Consider the following 17,132-nt stretch of genomic DNA (forward strand, 5'->3'; position numbering starts at 1 on the left):
ATCGGTTGATCTCTTAACGCAAAGCCGCCACCTAAGGGGGCATGTTAAGGATTTGTTCTATACTTGTTCTGGCTTTCTGGCCGGTCATGTCGCATGCGGATGTGTCCGGCGTGGTCCGCGTGATTGACGCTGACACAATTGATGTGGGCGGCACGCGCGTGCGCCTGCACGCCATCGACGCACCTGAACAGGACCAGACCTGTCTGACGGAACACGGACTGCCCTTTGCCTGCGGAATATGGGCGAGCGCGCAGGTGGACGCGGCCTTTGGCGGGCATATCGCGACCTGCGCACGGATCGATACGGACAAATATGGCCGGATGGTGGCGCAATGCCACGTCGGTGACCTTGATATCGGGCAAGAGGCGGTGGCGCAGGGGTGGGCCTTTGCCTATCGCCGCTACGGCATGGACTATGATCTGGATGAAAAGTCGGCTTATGTGGCCGATCGTGGGCTGCACGGCTTTCGGGTGCAATCGCCAGCGCAGTTCCGGGTGACCCGGGCCAAGGGACGGATTCCGCCTGACCCGGCGTGTCGGATCAAGGGCAACATCTCCAAGAACGGGCACATCTATCATATGCCCGGGCAAGAATTTTACGAGCGCACCGGGATTAACGAAACACGCGGTGAACGGTGGTTCTGCAGCGAAGCCGAGGCACATGCAGCAGGCTGGCGGGCCGCAAGGCGTTGATCCGTAAGGCGGATCCTGATCCGCCTAATTCACCGCATAGGGCAAGACGCCGCGCGTATCAGGATCGACGGACAACTGCCGTTCAAGCGGCGGGACTGAGCGTTGGTGGCACTTCTTGCGCTCGCAAATCCGGCAGGAAATGCCGATGGGTTCAAAGGCATCGGCCCGCCCCACATCCAGCCCATCCGCGAAAACCAGATCCGGCGCATGTTTCACCTCGCAGCCAAGCGCGATGGCATAGCGGCGCACAGGGGCCCCGAACCGACCGCCTGTTTTGGAGACATCCCGCGCCAGACTGACATAGCGCACCCCGTCCGGCGTTTCGGCCAGTTGCCGCAGGAATTGCCCCGGCTGCTCAAAGGCCCGGTGGACGTTCCAGAGCGGGCAGGCCCCGCCGAAGCGGGCAAATTGCAGCCGCGTGGCAGAGTGCCGTTTGGTGATCGTTCCAGCCTGATCCACGCGCACAAAGAAGAAGGGAATGCCCTTGGCACCGGGCCGTTGCAGTGTTGAAAGGCGATGGCACACCTGCTCGATCGAGGCCCCGAAACCTGTGGCCAGCTGCTCAAGATCGTGGCGTGTTTCCTGGGCGGCCCGCTGAAACGCGGCATATGGCATGAGGGCGGCCCCCGCGAAGTAGTTGGCCAGTCCGATCTTTGCGATGTCGCGCGCCTCGCGCGTTTGGAACCGCGCCAGATCCAGGGTCGCATCGAGCAAGGCGTTCTGGCGCAGGAGCGCGACCTGCAGCAGCATCTGAAATGTCTGGCTTTCATGCGCGGCTCGTGTCGAAATATGCAGCACGTGTGCGGCGCCGTCGTAGCGGCGCAGCATGTCGGTGTCCTCGAAGGTGACCTTGATGCCTGCATTCGACAGCGCCGAAACGGCGGCCACGCGGATATTGCCGTGCCGTCCCTGAGCCGTGGCAAAGTGCTCGGCGGCGCGGTCGACTGCATCAACGTAGTTATCGCAATAGTGGAAAAAGTCACGGACCTCTTCCCAAGGCGACGGATGGGCGCGGGCATCTTCGCGCCCGAGTGCCTCGTCCAGCGAGGCAAGCCGTTCGTGGGTTTGCCGATAGGCGCGGTGCAGGTCGATGAACGCATGGGCCAGCGCAGGGGCGTTTGAAGCTGCCAGCCGCAAATCGGCCAGCGGGGGCATGTCGCCGGAAAAGACCGGGTCGGCCAGTGCTTCGCGCATGTCTGACACCAACCGCTCGCCGTCGCCCGAGCTCAGTTCGGTGACGTCCAGCCCGAACTCCTGCGCGAGGCTCAGCACGACCGACGTGCTGACGGGCCGGTTGTTGTTTTCCATCTGATTGAGATAGGGCAGGGACACGCCCAGCTTGGCGGCGAAGTCCTTTTGCGTCAGCGCGACCCGCGTGCGCACCTCGCGCAATTTGGCACCGGCATAGAGTTTCGGGGCGGCCATAATGCGCGTCCTTTGCAAGTTTGCACTTCGCACATGCTAAGTTTGCAAACCGGCGCGCGCAACCCTCAGGCCAGCGCCAGCTTGCGTTCGCGCCGATAGACCGCGGCGATGGCAAGAAGGGCGCAGACGCTGGTGGCGAACATGATGTAGAGCAAGGGGAAGGCCCCCGTGTCCGGCGTCAGCAGGAACCCTGCGAGGGCAGACAGGGCGGCACCGCCCCCGATCATAATTGCCCCGCCAAGTCCCGACGCGGTGCCTGCAAGATGTGGACGCACCGACAGCATGCCTGCGGTCGCGTTGGGGATGACGAGCCCGTTGCCCAGGCCCACGAACGTCATCATGCCAAAGAAGCTGAGCGGTGTGCCCATCCCGAGCGCGAAGATCACCAGCGACACGAATGTCCCGAACGCATTGGCCAGCGACCCCCACAACACAAGGCGGTTCACGCCAAATGTCGTTGCAAATCGCCCGCTGATCCAGTTGCCGAAAAAATACCCTATTGCAGGTGCGCCGAAGTAGAACCCAAGCACGGAGGGGCTCATGCCAAACACCTCCGTACCCACGAAGGGCGCGCCCCCGAGATAGGCAAAGAATGATCCCGAGCAAAAGGCCGAGGCCAGAGAGTAACCCCAAAAGCGTGGTGAGCGCAGGAGTTCTGGATACTCCTTGAACTGCCCGATCAGGGATTTGGAGGAGGCCCGCGCCGTTTCGCCAAGGTCAGCGTAAACGAGCCAAAGCAGCAAACCACCCGTCAGGAAAAACAGCCAGAACACCGATTTCCAGCCGAACGCTTCTTCCAGTACGCCCCCAAGGAAAGGCGAGATCATCGGCACCACGGCCATGCCCATCGTCACATAGCCGATCATGGATGCGGATTGGTCGGTGTCGTATAGATCGCGGATCACCGCGCGGCTCAGCACCATGGCGACGGCGACAATGGCCTGACACATCCGAAACACCAGAAAGACTTCGGCATTGGGTGCATAGATGCAGCCCAGAGTGGCCAGCATGAACAACCCGATGCCCCACATCAGCACTTTGCGCCGACCCAAATTGTCCGAGATTGGCCCGATCACCGTCTGCATTACCGCTGACATTGCCAGATAAAGCGCGACCGAGAGCTGCATTTTGCTGTAATCGGTCTCGAAATAGGTGGTCATGTTCGGCAGCGACGGCAGGAACATGTTCATCACCATCGCAGAGACCCCGGCCAGCAGGATCAGTGTCGAAATGTGCGGTGGCGTGGTGCGGTCCAGATACCGGACTTTGGGAGGAGATTGCATATACACCGAGGTAGATCGGCCAATCTGAACTGTCCAGTGCGGTTATGCACGCGTGTCTGTGCTGATCCAGAAGCTTTGCGGATTTGCAGTTTGCAGGTCGGCCCGTGAATACACTTTGCAAATATGCCAGTTCGCCCATTCACCACGTGCGATGCCTCATGTATACAAAATCAAACCACCAGCGGAGACGGCATGACAGATATTCTGACCGAATTGGAAGCGCGGCGCGAACAAGCTCGTTTGGGCGGTGGTCAAAGCCGGATCGATGCCCAACATGCCCGTGGCAAACTGACAGCCCGCGAGCGGATTGATCTGCTGGTCGACGAAGGCTCGTTCGAAGAGTTCGACATGTTCGTCACCCACCGCTGCACGGATTTCGGCATGGACGCCCAAAAGCCCGCAGGCGACGGCGTCGTGACGGGGTGGGGTACCATCAATGGCCGGATGGTCTATGTGTTCAGTCAGGATTTCACCGTGCTGGGCGGGTCGGTGTCGGCCACGCACGCGTCCAAGATATGCAAGATCATGGATATGGCGGTCGAAAACGGCGCGCCGGTGATTGGCATCAACGATTCAGGCGGCGCGCGCATTCAGGAAGGTGTGGACAGCCTTGCGGGCTACGGCGAAGTGTTTCAGCGCAATGTGCTGGCCTCGGGCGTTGTGCCGCAGATCAGCGTGATCATGGGGCCTTGTGCGGGCGGGGCCGTCTACAGCCCCGCGATGACCGACTTCATCTTCATGGTCAAAGACAGCTCTTACATGTTCGTGACCGGCCCAGATGTGGTCAAGACTGTCACCAACGAACAGGTCACTGCCGAGGAATTGGGCGGGGCCACGACCCATACCAAGAAGTCGTCGGTCGCCGACGCGGCCTTTGAAAATGATGTTGAGGCGCTGGCCGAGGTCCGTCGCCTTGTCGACTTTCTACCGCTGCACAACCGCGAAAAGCCGCCCGTGCGCCCCTTCTTTGACGACCCGGCCCGCGCCGAGGCGAGCCTTGATACGCTGGTGCCTGCCAACCCCAACACGCCATACGACATGAAAGAGCTGATCGAGAAGCTGGCGGATGAGGGGGATTTCTACGAATTGCAGGAAGAGTTCGCCAAGAACATCATCACCGGGTTCATTCGACTTGAGGGACAGACCGTGGGCGTGGTGGCCAACCAGCCGATGGTGCTGGCCGGCGTTTTGGACATCGACAGCGCGCGCAAGGCGGCCCGGTTTGTCCGCTTCTGCGACTGTTTCGACATCCCGATCCTGACGCTGATCGACGTGCCCGGTTTCCTGCCCGGCACCACGCAGGAATATGGCGGTGTGATCAAGCACGGTGCCAAACTGTTGTTTGCCTATGGTGAGGCGACCGTGCCCAAGGTCACGCTGATCACCCGCAAGGCCTATGGGGGTGCCTATGTGGTGATGTCCTCGAAGCATCTGCGCGGTGATTTCAACTATGCCTGGCCCACGGCCGAGATTGCGGTGATGGGGGCCAAGGGTGCAACCGAGATCATCCACCGCGCCGACCTTGGCGATGCGGACAAGATCGCCCAGCACACTGCGGATTACGAGGCGCGCTTTGCCAATCCCTTTGTCGCCGCCGAGCGCGGGTTCATCGACGAAGTGATCCTGCCCCGCAACACCCGCAAACGGGTGAGCCGGGCCTTTGCCTCCTTGCGCAACAAGTCGGTTCAGACCCCTTGGAAGAAGCATGACAATATTCCGCTGTGATCAAGTGATGCGGGCGGGAACGCCTTGGGCACCCTTTGTGTTCGCTTTCGAAGGAGAGCGACATGGCCAAGGACAGACCCAGCATCAAGGACGAAGAAACATACGAGGCGCTGCGCAAGGATGGCGCCTCAAAACAGAAGGCTGCGCGGATCGCCAATGCGCAAGCCTCCGACGATCAGGACCCCTCCCGGAAGGGTGGCAAGGCCCCGCCATACGAGGAATGGACCAAGGACGAACTGTACGAACGCGCGCAGGAACTCGACGTCGAGGGTCGCTCGGACATGGACAAGTCAGAATTGATCGAGGCTCTTCGCAATACCTGATTGTGGCTTATGTCTGAGCGACAGTTTCATATGGTGTCTGAGGGCCCGCGCCCCGTCGCTCCTTTCTCTCACGCCGTCGAAACCGACGGTTGGGTGATCCTGACCGGTCAAATGCCCACGGACCCTGCCGCCCCGGATGCGCCCTTGCCCGAGGGCATTGAGGCGCAGACGCGGCGTGTGATGGACAATCTGAGCATTGTCTTGGGGGGTGTGGGTCTTGATCTGTCGCACGTGGTTCAATGCCGCTGCTATCTGACCGCATTCGATCGTGATTACGCGGCATTCAACAACATCTATCAGTCCTACTTTCCCGAAGACCGCCGCCCGGCGCGCACCACGGTTGGCGTCACGGCCCTCGCCGTGGGCGCGCTGGTCGAAATCGACTGCCTTGCGCGGCGCCCCTCATGAGCGCGGCGTGGCATATCCTGCGAGACGGCGAGGCGGTCACTCTGTGTCGCCATCTGCCACCGCGCTTTGATGTGTCGGCGGACACGACGATCGAGGCAGGACACCCGGTCCGGCTGGCCCATCAGATTCGCCAGGATATGTGGCGCGCTTTGCAAAAGGTGCGCGGGTTCTCTCCGGTGGTGGAACTGCGCCCGAGTGAGGTCGGGTGGGCTGTCACCGCCGGTGGGCGCATGTCAGGCAGGCCGAGCGCACGTGATATACGGCGCATCCAGGACACCTTGGCCAACCCCGCGAACCGGACGCGCTGGCTTCGTCACGCAGGAGGTGCGCAATGAGCCGCCGCAGCAGGCAAACACCAGAATGCAGCACAGTGCGGTGGCCTATGGCCGTACGCACAGCAACCCCGGAGGGAGGAGCCTTGCGCCGGATACGGTCAGGGGTCCGGGGTTGCGCTGCTGCGTGTCTGATGGCGTCGCCTGCGGTGGCGCAGGAGCAACCACAAGCCATCCGCGAGGTCCCCTCGGGGCAGTCATTGCGCCTGAGCGAGGTGCTGATCGACACGGTCGGCAGCGACAACTGGTTGCGGTTTCGCTTTCTGGCACCCCAGATCGCGCGGGATGGCGGCGATGTGAGCTACAGCGCGGCGGAACCCGACTTCATGCATCTCTGTAACCGTTTCGCACGGCAGTATATCGAAGAGTTCGAGCTTGAGGCCGATGTGATTGCGATCTCGATGATGGACCGGCCCGTGCCCTTCGGACAGTCGGACGCGCAGGCCACGCAGTTTTTCGAAGTGTTCCGCATTGCCGAAGACAGCTGCGTCTGGGATGGGTTTTGAGCATGGACGGCTGTGGCACAATTCCACCGTCATATGCGGCATTGCGGCCACAACCTGCGCAACCGTGTGCGGGGGCGTATCTTTTGTGTATTAAATCACGTATATCGGCCCGGAGGGAACTCCAAGGCTCCCTTACCTCGCATATGGTCCGCGCATTTGTGGGCCAAAACGTTGACTACAGGAGAGACAGATGTCGAAGAACATCAAAGTGTTGGGCATGGTTAGCCTCATGGTTCTGGTTGCCGCTTGCGGGCGCAACAACAACGATGAAGAGTTTGTGGTTGTGGAGCCTGAGCCCATCAGCCAGGAACCTGTGCAAACTGGCAAGTTCAAGTAATCGAGCAGGGCAGGCGGTTGCGCCTGCCCTCGCACCCCTCTCCGCGGAGGGCAGCGCATGCTGAAACATCGCGGCTTTCCCGGTCGGCTGACCGGCACAGATTTCCAGTTCACAATCCGCAGACCGAACCCCAAGGGCGTTACTCCGCTGACCCGCCGCGAGCGGTTTCCGGACCGTCGCCCCGCGGACAAGCGCGCTGACGCGGCCTTTATGGCAGCCCTTTGGGTGCAGTTCGGGGATGAACCGTTTGAGCGGGGCAATCTGGACGCAGGCCGCCTGTCATGGCTGTTTGGGCGTGAGGTTCTGCCTGCCACGGATCCGTTTGATGTCGCCGACTATGAGGCGCTGCTGGTGATCAACGAACCGGTGGCCCGCGCGGCCTTTCCGGACGCCTTTGAAACGGAGTGGAACGGATGATTTCACCCCAAAGTGGCGCATTCCCGCTGAAAGATTCCCGCATGCGGCGAAACTCGGCTTATTTTTGCCTGTGCGAAAAGGTAGGCTTGGCGCTTTGTATCGCTGCGTGCAAACGTGATTTCACAGTGGCGGTTCCCCAGTTTTATCCCGTCACTGTGTACCATTTCCGTACCCCTTCCCCTGGCGGGCAGCAGCCGTTTCACAACGACATGCTGCCCGCCTTTTTTTCGGCCCCCTGTTCCAAGTGTTTCAACGTCTCACGCAAACGCGTCGCTATGTTTCAGGCTTGGGGGTTTATTTTGGACCAAATGGTTTCTAATTCTGTTTCAGACAACAGAAAGGAACCAAACCCATGTCGTTCAAACTTGTATCCGTCGCTCTTGCCGCCACCCTCGGACTTGCCGCTTGCGGTGACACCATCGGTGAACAAGCCCTGTCCGGTGCTGTCATTGGCGCAGCCGGCACAGCCATCTTTAACGGTGACGCGGGCACCGGTGCCGTCGTGGGTGCCGTTGGCGGGGTCGCATATTGCCAGATCTCGGATCGCTGTAACTAAGCGGTCACGTACACGCGCGCCCCTTTTTTCAAATGACCGGGAACCAGATCAACATCTTCGCGTTCACTCGAAGACACTTCGAATAAACAAAGGAACGCACTCATGTCTTTCAAACCGGTCATTCTTGCCGCAGTCGCATCCCTTGGCCTCGCCGCCTGCGGTGACAGCGTCGGAGAGCAAGCCCTTATCGGTGGCGCTGTCGGCGGTGTCGGCACAGCAGCCCTTGGCGGTAACGCCGTTGCAGGTGCAGCCGTGGGTGCAGGCGCGAACGTCCTCTACTGCGATCAGAACCCCGCACGGTGCTGATGCACTGACGCGCTTAACGCGCCCCGTTTTCATTCACACGCAAACGTCGTTGTGCCCTTCGGCACAGCGGCGTTTTGCGTTTCTGCGCCCTGAATTACGTCCAACAAGTGAGGCCCCATGTTCAACAAGCTGCTGATTGCCAACCGGGGCGAGATTGCCTGCCGCGTCATCAAAACCGCGCGCAAGATGGGGATTACCACCGTCGCCATCTACTCCGATGCGGACGCCAAGGCGCTCCACGTCCAGATGGCGGATGAGGCGATCCATATCGGCCCCCCCCCCGCCAACCAATCCTATATCGTCATCGACAAGGTGATGGAGGCGATCAAGACCTCTGGTGCCGAGGCCGTCCACCCCGGCTATGGCTTTCTGTCCGAGAATGCCAAATTCGCCGAGGCCCTAGAGGCCGCCGGCGTTGCCTTTGTCGGGCCTCCCAAAGGAGCCATCGAAAAGATGGGGGACAAGATCACCTCCAAGAAGATCGCCAAGGAGGCGGGCGTCAGCACGGTGCCCGGAAATATGGGCCTGATCGCGGACGCTGATGAGGCAGTCAAGATTTCCAATGATGTCGGCTATCCCGTGATGCTCAAGGCGAGCGCCGGTGGCGGCGGCAAGGGCATGCGCATCGCCTGGAACGACGAAGAGGCCCGCGAGGGATTCCAGTCCTCCAAGAACGAGGCGGCCAATTCCTTTGGTGATGACCGCATTTTCATCGAGAAATTCGTGACTCAGCCCCGTCACATCGAAATTCAGGTCCTGTGTGACGCCCATGGCAACGGCATCTATCTGGGTGAGCGTGAGTGCTCGATCCAGCGCCGCAACCAAAAAGTCGTGGAAGAAGCGCCGAGCCCGTTTCTGGACGAGGCCACGCGCAAAGCGATGGGCGAACAGTCCGTCGCACTGGCCAAGGCGGTGGGCTATGCCAGCGCAGGCACCGTCGAATTCATCGTGGATGGGGACAAGAATTTCTACTTCCTCGAAATGAACACACGCCTTCAGGTCGAACACCCGGTGACGGAGTTGATCACCGGTGTCGATCTGGTCGAACAGATGATCCGGGTTGCGAACGGCGAGCCGCTCAGCATCACGCAAGATGATGTGACGCTGACCGGGTGGGCCATCGAAAACCGGCTGTATGCCGAAGACCCCTATCGCGGCTTCCTGCCCTCGATCGGGCGGCTGACCCGCTATCGTCCGCCCATGGAAGTGGCCGCTGGCCCGCTGCTTGAGACCGGGAAATGGCAGGGCGATGCGCCTTCTGGTGCAACAGCCGTGCGCAATGACACCGGCGTCTATGAGGGCGGTGAGATCAGCATGTATTACGACCCGATGATTGCCAAGCTGTGCACATGGGGTCCGGATCGCGCCACGGCGGTTGAGGCGATGCGCGTGGCCCTCGACAGTTTCGAGGTTGAAGGGATCGGGCACAACCTGCCCTTCCTGAGTGCGGTCATGGATCACCAGATCTTTGTCGATGGTACCATGACCACCGCCTTCATCGAAGAGCAGTACCCCGACGGGTTTCAGGGGGTCGAATTGCCCGAAGGCGATCTGCGCCGTGTCGCGGCGGCCTGCGCGGCCATGCACCGCGTTGCCGAAATCCGCAGGGCGCGTGTTTCGGGCCGGATGGACAATCACGAACGCAAAGTGGGCGCGGATTGGAACGTGGCAGTGCAGGGCCAATCCTATGATGTGGCAATCGACGCTGATCATGACGGGGCCACCGTGACCTTTGAGGGCGGTGAGGCTTTGCGCGTGTCCGGGCCGTGGACTCCCGGAGATCAACTGGCCGAGATGATCGTGGACGGCGCGCCCCTTGTGCTGAAGGTCGGCAAAGTGTCAGGGGGCTTCCGCATCCGCACGCGTGGGGCCGACCTCAAGGTGCATGTCCGCACGCCGCGTCAGGCCGAGCTAGCGCGGCTCATGCCCGAAAAGACACCGCCCGACACGTCCAAGATGCTGCTCTGCCCCATGCCCGGTCTGGTTGTCAAAATCGACGTGGCCGAAGGAGACGAAGTGCAGGAAGGTCAGGCGTTGTGCACCATCGAGGCGATGAAGATGGAAAACATCCTGCGCGCCGAGAAAAAGGGTGTGGTCGCAAAAATCAACGCGTCAGGCGGCGACAGTCTGGCCGTGGACGACGTGATCATGGAGTTCGAATAGGGTTCAGATGATTGCGTGCGCTGACATATCTGGATTTGGGCGCGCTCAGGAATCGTTGGCGCGCCGCTCGCGGATTTCACGCTGCCGCATTGGCATCTTGTCGATGGTCCGCGTGATTTCGCGCACATCCCGCGGGAACGGTTTGCGCAGTTTGACCCCACCGTCCTTGCCGATCAGCACAAGCATAAAGCCGCGCGGGCGCAGTTTTTCGCGCAGCGCACTGTCCACCGACGGGTCCGTATCCGTCAGCACGATGACGTCGCGATCCACCAGATCCCGCTCGCGGTTCTCAAGATATTCCATCTGCAACCGAAAGTTCGGGTCGTTTGGACTGTCGGCAAAGACGATGATGGGCCGCTTTTCCCAGACAAATTCGTTCAAATCTTTCATGGGCTCCTCCAGAAAGATCGAGGGTTCTCGGGATGTCTCGCCTTCGGCGGCTGCAAGTGAACCCCCTAAAAGGCTTGCAAAAACAATGGGTAGTACGTGTTTCATGCGGTCTCCTGTTGAGACCAATGTAGCGGCTTTTTCCCCGATTGCGACGTCTGGTACCATCAATTTTAGCTTTAATCGCTCCTCAAGCCCTTTGGGCGCACGCTCTGGCCATAACCGCGACGCATTTCGTCGTCGGGGACGCGCCACAGCATGTAAAGGGATCGCGATGAAAGTCATTTTGCACATCGGGGCACACCGCACCGGAACAACCAGCTTTCAGACCGTTATGCGCAAGCGGTGTCGATCGGGCGTTGATCCAAGTGTCGGGTTCTGGGGGCCGATGCGCACCCGAAAGGGTCTGTTCACCGGTATCCAACCCACGCCGGGACTTGGCAAATCTGCGTCGCGGCGTGCGCGGGGCCGTATCCTTTTGCAGATGGAAAAGGCTAGGCAGGCAGGCGTGAAGACCCTCATCGTCAGTGACGAGAATATGATGGGCATGCCTGGCCTGAACCTGCGCACGGGGCATCTCTATTCCGACGTGGGCGAGCGGCTTGCGCGCCACGTGGCCGCCTTTGACGGTCATGTGAACAAGGTGGTGCTGTCGGTGCGCGCGCAGGATCACTATTGGACCTCGCTGGCGGCGTTTGCGATCACGCGCGGCCACAACGTGCCGGACGCGGCGCAGGCAGGGCGTATGGTCCACAGCCCCCGCACGTGGCGCGATGTGATCGCCGATGTGGCCTGCGCCGCGCCCGATGCGAAAATCGAGGTGACCCCGTTTGAAACGACCATGGGTCGTGCGGATACGGTGCTGGGGGTCTGCCTTGGCCATCGCGTTGACGATGCCGGTGAGGGCGAATGGCTGAACCGCCGCCCCGAGACCGGCGCATTGCGCAACATTCTGGCGGATCGCGGCGAGAACCCGGATCAAATCCCCGCGGATGCGCTGCGGTGGAGCCCATTTGACGAAACGGCCCGCGCGACCCTGCGCGAGGTTTACGCCGACGACATGCACTGGCTGGTGGCCGGTGCAAATGGATTGGCAACCCTGACAGAGGAATTGGACCACACACGCGCGGGGCACACCCCGCCAATCGGTCCGCTGAACAGAGGACAAGGACATGACATCGAAGAAAGACGCATGGCGCACCCTCGCTGAGGCGGAACTGCGCGGCAAACCCGTCGACGATCTGACATGGAACACGCTCGAGGGGATCGACGTCGCCCCGATCTACACCGCCGATGATCTGGCGGATGTGACCCATCTGGGCTCCACCCCCGGTGAGGCCCCCTATACCCGCGGCGTGAAGGCGACAATGTATGCGGGCCGCCCGTGGACCATCCGCCAATACGCGGGTTTTTCCACGGCCGAGGAGTCCAACGCCTTTTACCGCCGCGCGCTGGATGCCGGTCAGCAGGGCGTGTCCGTCGCCTTTGATCTGGCCACGCATCGGGGCTATGACAGCGATCACGACCGCGTGCAGGGCGATGTGGGCAAGGCGGGCGTCGCCATCGACAGCGTTGAGGACATGAAAATCCTGTTCGACGGCATCCCGCTCGACAAGGTGTCGGTGTCGATGACCATGAACGGTGCTGTCATCCCGATCCTCGCCAATTTTATCGTCGCAGGTCAGGAGCAAGGCGTGGATACCGCAGCCCTTTCCGGCACGATCCAGAACGACATTCTCAAGGAATTCATGGTGCGCAACACCTATATCTATCCACCCGAACCGAGCATGCGCATTATTGCCGACATCATTGATTACACCTCAAACGAGATGCCGAAATTCAACTCGATCAGCATCTCGGGCTATCACATGCAAGAGGCGGGCGCGAATCTGGTGCAGGAACTCGCCTTTACCCTTGCGGACGGGCGCGAATACGTGCGCGCCGCCATCGCGCGTGGCATGGATGTGGACAAATTTGCGGGTCGTCTGTCTTTCTTTTTCGCCATAGGCATGAACTTTTTCATGGAGGCGGCCAAGCTGCGCGCGGCCCGCTTTCTGTGGCACCGGATCATGTCCGAATTCGAGCCGAAAAACCCCAAATCCTCAATGCTTCGCACCCATTGCCAGACCTCGGGCGTCAGCTTGCAGGAACAGGACCCTTACAACAACGTTGTGCGCACCGCGTTCGAGGCGATGAGCGCCGTTCTGGGCGGCACGCAATCGCTGCACACCAACTCGTTTGACGAGGCCATCGCGCTGCCCACGCAATTTTCATCCCGTATCGCACGCAACACGCAGTTGATCCTGCAGAATGAAACCGGCGTGACCAATGTGGTCGATCCGCTTGCGGGCTCTTATTACGTCGAAAAGCTGACCCATGATCTGGCCGAGGCCGCATGGGCGCTGATCGAAGAAGTCGAAGAGATGGGTGGTATGACCAAGGCCGTCGCTTCTGGCATGCCTAAGCTGCGCATTGAAGAGGCCGCCGCCACCCGGCAGGCCCTGATCGACAAGGGCGATGAGGTCATCGTGGGCGTGAACAAATTCCGCCTTGAGAAAGAAGACCCAATCGACATCCTCGACATTGACAACGCTGCCGTGCGCAAGAGCCAGATCACGCGTCTGGACCGCATCCGGGCCGAGCGGGACGAGGCTGCTTGTTCGGCGGCCCTCGCGGCGTTGACCGAAGCCGCCAGGTCAGATGGCAACCTGTTGGAAAAGGCGGTCGAGGCCGCCCGCGCCCGCGCAACTGTCGGAGAAATCAGTATGGCTATGGAAGAGGTATTCGGGCGCCACCGCGCCGAGGTCAAAACCCTCGCAGGTGTCTATGGGGCCGCCTATGAAGGCGACGCAGGCTTTGCCGCGATCCAGAAATCGGTCGAGGATTTTGCCGAGGCCGAGGGCCGCCGCCCACGCATGCTTGTCGTCAAGATGGGGCAGGACGGGCATGATCGTGGTGCCAAGGTGATCGCCACCGCCTTTGCCGATATCGGCTTTGATGTGGACGTGGGCCCCCTGTTTCAGACCCCGGCGGAGGCCGCGCAGGATGCGGTCGACAATGACGTGCATGTGGTTGGCATTTCGTCTCAGGCCGCAGGCCACAAGACGCTTGCGCCCCAACTGGTGCAGGCCCTCAAGGACGCAGGTGCCGAGGATATCATCGTGATCTGCGGTGGTGTGATCCCGCAGCAGGACTATCAGTTTCTTTATGATGCGGGCGTCAAGGCGATCTTTGGGCCCGGCACGAACATTCCCGATGCTGCACAGGAAATCCTGACGATCCTGCGCACCCCCTGACTGACAGGCGGGCGGGCGCGCGCGGTGCGGTCTCGGGTGCATAAGCATTCAGCACCGCCCCCGCGCGCCCGTGATCTCGGCCTATATCCCTCTTCTGTTTGGCGAAATGACCTGCGATAACTGGCGCAGGCGGCGCGCGCTGTCCATTGACCCCATGACAGGAGACGCCAGTGCAGTTTGATCATCTTGTGGTGGGCGCAACTGCGCTGGACGAAGCGCAGGCCCATGTCGAGGACGCCTTGGGCGTCAAGATGCAGCCGGGCGGTGCGCACGGCGTCTTTCAGACCCACAACGCGTTGTTGGGGTTGGAAGAGGGACTCTACCTCGAAGCGATTGCGCCCAATCCCGCGGTTACCGCCCCACCGCGTCCGCGCTGGTATGACCTTGATCGGTTCGATGGGCCTGCGCGGCTGTCAAACTGGGCTTGCGCGGTCAAAGACATGTCACGCGCGCTTGAGGACATGCCGGAGGGTGCCGGCACCCCCGTTGATGTCAGCCGCAGTGCCCTGATCTGGAAAATGGCGGTGAGCGAGGATGGCACCACGCCTTACGACAACCTGTGGCCCGCGCTGATCGAATGGCCCGAGGGTGTGCATCCGGCCAGTCAGCTTGAGCCGACGGGCATCCGACTCAAACGCTTTACCCTGGTGCATCCCGATGCTGACGCGCTGGCTCAGGCGCTGAGCGTGCATCTGACGGACGACCGGGTGATGATCGAGGAGGGCGCGCTGGACATGCAGGCCGAGTTTGACACGCCGGACGGGGTCCGCGTGTTGTGATCAAGCCTGCGACGCCAGAGGATGCCCAATGGATCGCCGATCTGTGGAACAGCATCATCACCGACACACTGGTGACGTTTACCACGATCCCGAAGACGTCCGCCGAAATGACCAGCCTGATCACCGATGGCCCCGTTCTGGTCCTGCCGGACGCGCAAGGCTTTGCCACGTTCGGCCCGTTTCGATCCGGCCCGGGCTATGCCCACACCGTAGAGCACAGTATTTTTCTGGTCCCACATGCGCGCGGCAAAGGGCAGGGGCGGGCGTTGATGCAGGCGTTGATGGATGAAGCGCGAACAAGGGGCGCGCATGTCATGGTCGGGGCCATCAGCGGTGCCAACCCGCGCGCAGTGGAGTTTCACACCCGCGTCGGTTTTGAACGGGTCGCGTTAATGCCGCAAGTCGGGCGCAAGGCGGGACAGTGGCTTGACCTGATCCTGGTGCAAAAGATGCTTGAGCGTCCCACGGGCGCTACAACATCGCCGGCCGATACCGTATAACCAGCGCTGATGTCTCTCTGGTCCCGCATATCCGATGCCATTGCCGCCTTGTCCACGGGCGAGGGGCTCACGGCTGTCTTTGACAAATTGCGCGCGCCACCCGAGCGCAGTGTGGCCTTTGCGATTGCGGTGATTGCGCTTGGGGCCAAGATGGCCAAGGCGGACGGGCAGGTCACCCGCGATGAGGTCACAGCCTTTCGCGAAGTGTTTCACATCGCCGCTCAGGACGAGGCGGGGGCGGCCCGTGTGTTCAATCTTGCCCGGCAGGACGTGGCAGGGTTCGAGGAGTATGCAACCCGTATCCACGCCATGTTTTCCGCTGAGCCCGAGACTCTGACCGATCTGTTGGAGGGCTTGTTCCATATCGCGATGGCGGACGGGTTTTATCACCCGAACGAGGATGCCTTCCTTGAGCAAGTGGCCCACATATTTGCGATTTCCGACACGGATTTTCAGGCATTGCGGGCGCGCTTTGTGCCCGATGCAGTGCCTGATCCTTACACTGTCTTGGGTGTCCGGCCCGACATGTCTTTGGAGGATATGCGCGCGGCGTGGCGCAAACTGGTCCGCGAAAATCACCCTGACGCGATGATGGCCCGCGGCGTTCCCGAAGAGGCCGTGCGTTTGGCCGAAAAACGCATGATCGACATCAACCGCGCATGGGAAGATATCCGCGCCAGCCACGGCTGATGCGCATTGCCACCTACAATATCGAGTGGATGAATGCCCTGTTCGATGATGCAGGCGCATTGCTGAACGATGATGGCTGGTCGGCGCGTTACGAGGTGACGCGGGCGGCGCAAACAGCCGCGTTGGTGACGGTGTTTCGCGCGCTTGATGCGGATGCGGTCATTGTGATTGAGGCCCCGGATGGCAGCCGCAAACGCGACACATGCGCCGCATTGGAACGGTTCGCGGCCCATGCCGGCATCCGTGCGCGCCGCGCGGTGGTTGGATTTGTGAATGAGACGCAGCAGGAAATTGCGCTGCTTTACGATCCCGACAGTCTCAGCGCGCGCCATGATCCGCAGGACCACGCTGGCGCGCCCCGCTTTGATGCGGCGTTCAAGATTGATCTGGATGTGGATGCAACCGAGGATTTGGTGGTGTTTTCCAAGCCGCCGCTCGAACTGGCGATCAAGACGGCCTCTGGGGTTGATCTGCATATCATCGGCGCGCATTTGAAATCCAAGGCCCCGCATGGTGCGCGCAACCGCGATGAGGTCATGCGCATCTCTATCGCCAATCGGCGCAAGCAATTGGCCCAGGCGATATGGTTAAGGGCGCGCATTGATGCCCATTTGGCGGCTGGCACATCATTGATGGTCATGGGCGACATGAATGATGGCCCGGGTCTGGATGAGTATGAGGACCTGTTTGGCCGCTCATCGGTCGAGATCATTTTGGGCGATGCGGACCGCGCCCTGTTTGATCCGCACGCGCGTCTCGGTTTGCAGCGCCGCCTTGGCGCGACGCCTACGACGGCACGCTTCTGGATCCGCCCCGAGCGGCGGTTTTTGCAGGCCTTGCTTGATTATATCATGGTGTCACCCGATCTGGCGGCGCGGGGGCCCCGCTGGCGCATCTGGCATCCGCTCGATGATCCGGAGTGCTGGGCGCAGCCTGCCTTGCGCGATGCGCTTGTTGTGGCCTCGGACCACTTTCCCGTCAGCTTGGATATTGATTTCTGAGCCCCC

The 17,132-nt window shown here is 61.1% G+C and carries 20 protein-coding genes; 17 read left to right on the forward strand and 3 right to left on the reverse strand.

Annotated features, from left to right (window positions below):
* Positions 1–86 precede the first annotated feature (86 nt).
* Positions 87–692 carry a thermonuclease family protein gene (locus Q0908_RS07615; RefSeq protein ID WP_299282528.1) on the forward strand — a complete coding sequence of 202 codons (606 nt, stop codon included), beginning with the start codon at positions 87–89 and terminating at the stop codon, positions 690–692.
* Positions 693–716: 24 nt separating this feature from the next.
* On the opposite strand, the gene Q0908_RS07620 is transcribed toward Q0908_RS07615, so the two are convergent.
* Together Q0908_RS07620 and Q0908_RS07625 are read right to left on the reverse strand one after the other, a co-directional pair.
* On the reverse strand, positions 717–2,117 hold the full coding sequence (locus tag Q0908_RS07620; RefSeq protein WP_299282531.1) for a short-chain fatty acyl-CoA regulator family protein: 1,401 nt from the start codon (positions 2,115–2,117) through the stop codon (positions 717–719).
* 65 nt (positions 2,118–2,182) lie between these two features.
* Positions 2,183–3,400: a multidrug effflux MFS transporter gene (locus tag Q0908_RS07625; protein ID WP_299282534.1), complete on the reverse strand. Its 1,218-nt coding sequence runs from the start codon at positions 3,398–3,400 to the stop codon at positions 2,183–2,185.
* Positions 3,401–3,592: 192 nt separating this feature from the next.
* On the opposite strand from Q0908_RS07625, the gene Q0908_RS07630 reads away from it, so the two are divergent.
* The 10 genes from Q0908_RS07630 to Q0908_RS07675 all read left to right on the forward strand — a co-directional run bounded on the left by Q0908_RS07630 (position 3,593) and on the right by Q0908_RS07675 (position 10,473).
* On the forward strand, positions 3,593–5,125 hold the full coding sequence (locus Q0908_RS07630; RefSeq protein WP_299282537.1) for an acyl-CoA carboxylase subunit beta: 1,533 nt from the start codon (positions 3,593–3,595) through the stop codon (positions 5,123–5,125).
* 62 nt (positions 5,126–5,187) lie between these two features.
* Positions 5,188–5,448: a Rho termination factor N-terminal domain-containing protein gene (locus Q0908_RS07635; RefSeq protein ID WP_299282540.1), complete on the forward strand. Its 261-nt coding sequence runs from the start codon at positions 5,188–5,190 to the stop codon at positions 5,446–5,448.
* 9 nt (positions 5,449–5,457) lie between these two features.
* Positions 5,458–5,856, forward strand: a complete 399-nt coding sequence (locus Q0908_RS07640; protein ID WP_299282543.1) for a RidA family protein — start codon at positions 5,458–5,460, stop codon at positions 5,854–5,856.
* The gene (locus tag Q0908_RS07645) at positions 5,853–6,191 is read left to right on the forward strand and encodes a hypothetical protein (protein WP_299282546.1); all 339 of its coding nucleotides are present in this window, start codon (positions 5,853–5,855) and stop codon (positions 6,189–6,191) included. The genes Q0908_RS07640 and Q0908_RS07645 overlap by 4 nt, the downstream gene beginning before the upstream one ends.
* A gap of 131 nt (positions 6,192–6,322) precedes the next feature.
* Positions 6,323–6,694, forward strand: coding sequence for a DUF6497 family protein (locus tag Q0908_RS07650; RefSeq protein ID WP_299282549.1), 372 nt, complete (start codon positions 6,323–6,325; stop codon positions 6,692–6,694).
* 190 nt (positions 6,695–6,884) lie between these two features.
* Entirely contained in the window at positions 6,885–7,031 is a 147-nt protein-coding gene (locus Q0908_RS07655) for a hypothetical protein (protein ID WP_299150546.1), read from the forward strand.
* Between the two features lie 57 nt (positions 7,032–7,088).
* Complete coding sequence (locus Q0908_RS07660) at positions 7,089–7,448, forward strand: hypothetical protein (protein WP_299282552.1); 360 nt, start codon at positions 7,089–7,091, stop codon at positions 7,446–7,448.
* 352 nt (positions 7,449–7,800) lie between these two features.
* On the forward strand, positions 7,801–8,004 hold the full coding sequence (locus tag Q0908_RS07665) for a hypothetical protein (protein ID WP_299282554.1): 204 nt from the start codon (positions 7,801–7,803) through the stop codon (positions 8,002–8,004).
* A 102-nt stretch (positions 8,005–8,106) separates the two neighbouring features.
* Positions 8,107–8,310: a hypothetical protein gene (locus Q0908_RS07670; protein ID WP_299282556.1), complete on the forward strand. Its 204-nt coding sequence runs from the start codon at positions 8,107–8,109 to the stop codon at positions 8,308–8,310.
* A gap of 117 nt (positions 8,311–8,427) precedes the next feature.
* Complete coding sequence (locus Q0908_RS07675; protein ID WP_299282558.1) at positions 8,428–10,473, forward strand: acetyl/propionyl/methylcrotonyl-CoA carboxylase subunit alpha; 2,046 nt, start codon at positions 8,428–8,430, stop codon at positions 10,471–10,473.
* A gap of 45 nt (positions 10,474–10,518) precedes the next feature.
* Here the strand turns inward: Q0908_RS07675 and Q0908_RS07680 are convergent, their stop codons facing one another.
* On the reverse strand, positions 10,519–10,863 hold the full coding sequence (locus tag Q0908_RS07680; protein ID WP_366868874.1) for a DUF4174 domain-containing protein: 345 nt from the start codon (positions 10,861–10,863) through the stop codon (positions 10,519–10,521).
* A gap of 271 nt (positions 10,864–11,134) precedes the next feature.
* Here Q0908_RS07680 and Q0908_RS07685 point away from each other — a divergent pair, with 271 nt between their 5' ends.
* The 6 genes from Q0908_RS07685 to Q0908_RS07710 all read left to right on the forward strand — a co-directional run bounded on the left by Q0908_RS07685 (position 11,135) and on the right by Q0908_RS07710 (position 17,126).
* Positions 11,135–12,070, forward strand: coding sequence for a hypothetical protein (locus Q0908_RS07685; protein WP_299282566.1), 936 nt, complete (start codon positions 11,135–11,137; stop codon positions 12,068–12,070).
* On the forward strand, positions 12,033–14,156 hold the full coding sequence (scpA, locus tag Q0908_RS07690; RefSeq protein WP_299282569.1) for a methylmalonyl-CoA mutase: 2,124 nt from the start codon (positions 12,033–12,035) through the stop codon (positions 14,154–14,156). The genes Q0908_RS07685 and scpA overlap by 38 nt, the downstream gene beginning before the upstream one ends.
* Before the next feature lie 170 nt (positions 14,157–14,326).
* Entirely contained in the window at positions 14,327–14,935 is a 609-nt protein-coding gene (locus Q0908_RS07695; RefSeq protein WP_299282572.1) for a VOC family protein, read from the forward strand.
* A complete protein-coding gene (locus Q0908_RS07700) occupies positions 14,932–15,435 on the forward strand; it encodes a GNAT family N-acetyltransferase (protein WP_299282574.1) in 504 nt (167 codons plus the stop codon). Before Q0908_RS07695 ends, Q0908_RS07700 begins: the two co-directional genes overlap by 4 nt.
* Positions 15,436–15,444: 9 nt before the next feature.
* Complete coding sequence (locus Q0908_RS07705) at positions 15,445–16,125, forward strand: molecular chaperone DjiA (protein WP_299282576.1); 681 nt, start codon at positions 15,445–15,447, stop codon at positions 16,123–16,125.
* On the forward strand, positions 16,125–17,126 hold the full coding sequence (locus Q0908_RS07710; RefSeq protein ID WP_299283146.1) for an endonuclease/exonuclease/phosphatase family protein: 1,002 nt from the start codon (positions 16,125–16,127) through the stop codon (positions 17,124–17,126). Before Q0908_RS07705 ends, Q0908_RS07710 begins: the two co-directional genes overlap by 1 nt.
* Positions 17,127–17,132: the final 6 nt, after the last annotated feature.

Origin of the sequence: uncultured Tateyamaria sp. (assembly GCF_947494755.1) — a bacterium.
Classification (GTDB): Bacteria; Pseudomonadota; Alphaproteobacteria; order Rhodobacterales; family Rhodobacteraceae; genus Tateyamaria.

Coding starts and splice junctions, on each gene's coding strand:
- Q0908_RS07650 (WP_299282549.1), top strand. CDS start 6,323: ATGGCGTCGCCTGCGGTGGCGCAGGAGCAACCACAAGCCATCCGCGAG.
- Q0908_RS07665 (WP_299282554.1), top strand. CDS start 7,801: ATGTCGTTCAAACTTGTATCCGTCGCTCTTGCCGCCACCCTCGGACTT.
- Q0908_RS07635 (WP_299282540.1), top strand. CDS start 5,188: ATGGCCAAGGACAGACCCAGCATCAAGGACGAAGAAACATACGAGGCG.
- Q0908_RS07660 (WP_299282552.1), top strand. CDS start 7,089: ATGCTGAAACATCGCGGCTTTCCCGGTCGGCTGACCGGCACAGATTTC.
- Q0908_RS07655 (WP_299150546.1), top strand. CDS start 6,885: ATGTCGAAGAACATCAAAGTGTTGGGCATGGTTAGCCTCATGGTTCTG.
- scpA (WP_299282569.1), top strand. CDS start 12,033: ATGACATCGAAGAAAGACGCATGGCGCACCCTCGCTGAGGCGGAACTG.
- Q0908_RS07640 (WP_299282543.1), top strand. CDS start 5,458: ATGTCTGAGCGACAGTTTCATATGGTGTCTGAGGGCCCGCGCCCCGTC.
- Q0908_RS07680 (WP_366868874.1), bottom strand. CDS start 10,863: ATGAAAGATTTGAACGAATTTGTCTGGGAAAAGCGGCCCATCATCGTC.
- Q0908_RS07630 (WP_299282537.1), top strand. CDS start 3,593: ATGACAGATATTCTGACCGAATTGGAAGCGCGGCGCGAACAAGCTCGT.
- Q0908_RS07710 (WP_299283146.1), top strand. CDS start 16,125: ATGCGCATTGCCACCTACAATATCGAGTGGATGAATGCCCTGTTCGAT.
- Q0908_RS07705 (WP_299282576.1), top strand. CDS start 15,445: ATGTCTCTCTGGTCCCGCATATCCGATGCCATTGCCGCCTTGTCCACG.
- Q0908_RS07625 (WP_299282534.1), bottom strand. CDS start 3,400: ATGCAATCTCCTCCCAAAGTCCGGTATCTGGACCGCACCACGCCACCG.
- Q0908_RS07685 (WP_299282566.1), top strand. CDS start 11,135: ATGAAAGTCATTTTGCACATCGGGGCACACCGCACCGGAACAACCAGC.
- Q0908_RS07670 (WP_299282556.1), top strand. CDS start 8,107: ATGTCTTTCAAACCGGTCATTCTTGCCGCAGTCGCATCCCTTGGCCTC.
- Q0908_RS07615 (WP_299282528.1), top strand. CDS start 87: ATGTCGCATGCGGATGTGTCCGGCGTGGTCCGCGTGATTGACGCTGAC.
- Q0908_RS07620 (WP_299282531.1), bottom strand. CDS start 2,117: ATGGCCGCCCCGAAACTCTATGCCGGTGCCAAATTGCGCGAGGTGCGC.
- Q0908_RS07675 (WP_299282558.1), top strand. CDS start 8,428: ATGTTCAACAAGCTGCTGATTGCCAACCGGGGCGAGATTGCCTGCCGC.
- Q0908_RS07645 (WP_299282546.1), top strand. CDS start 5,853: ATGAGCGCGGCGTGGCATATCCTGCGAGACGGCGAGGCGGTCACTCTG.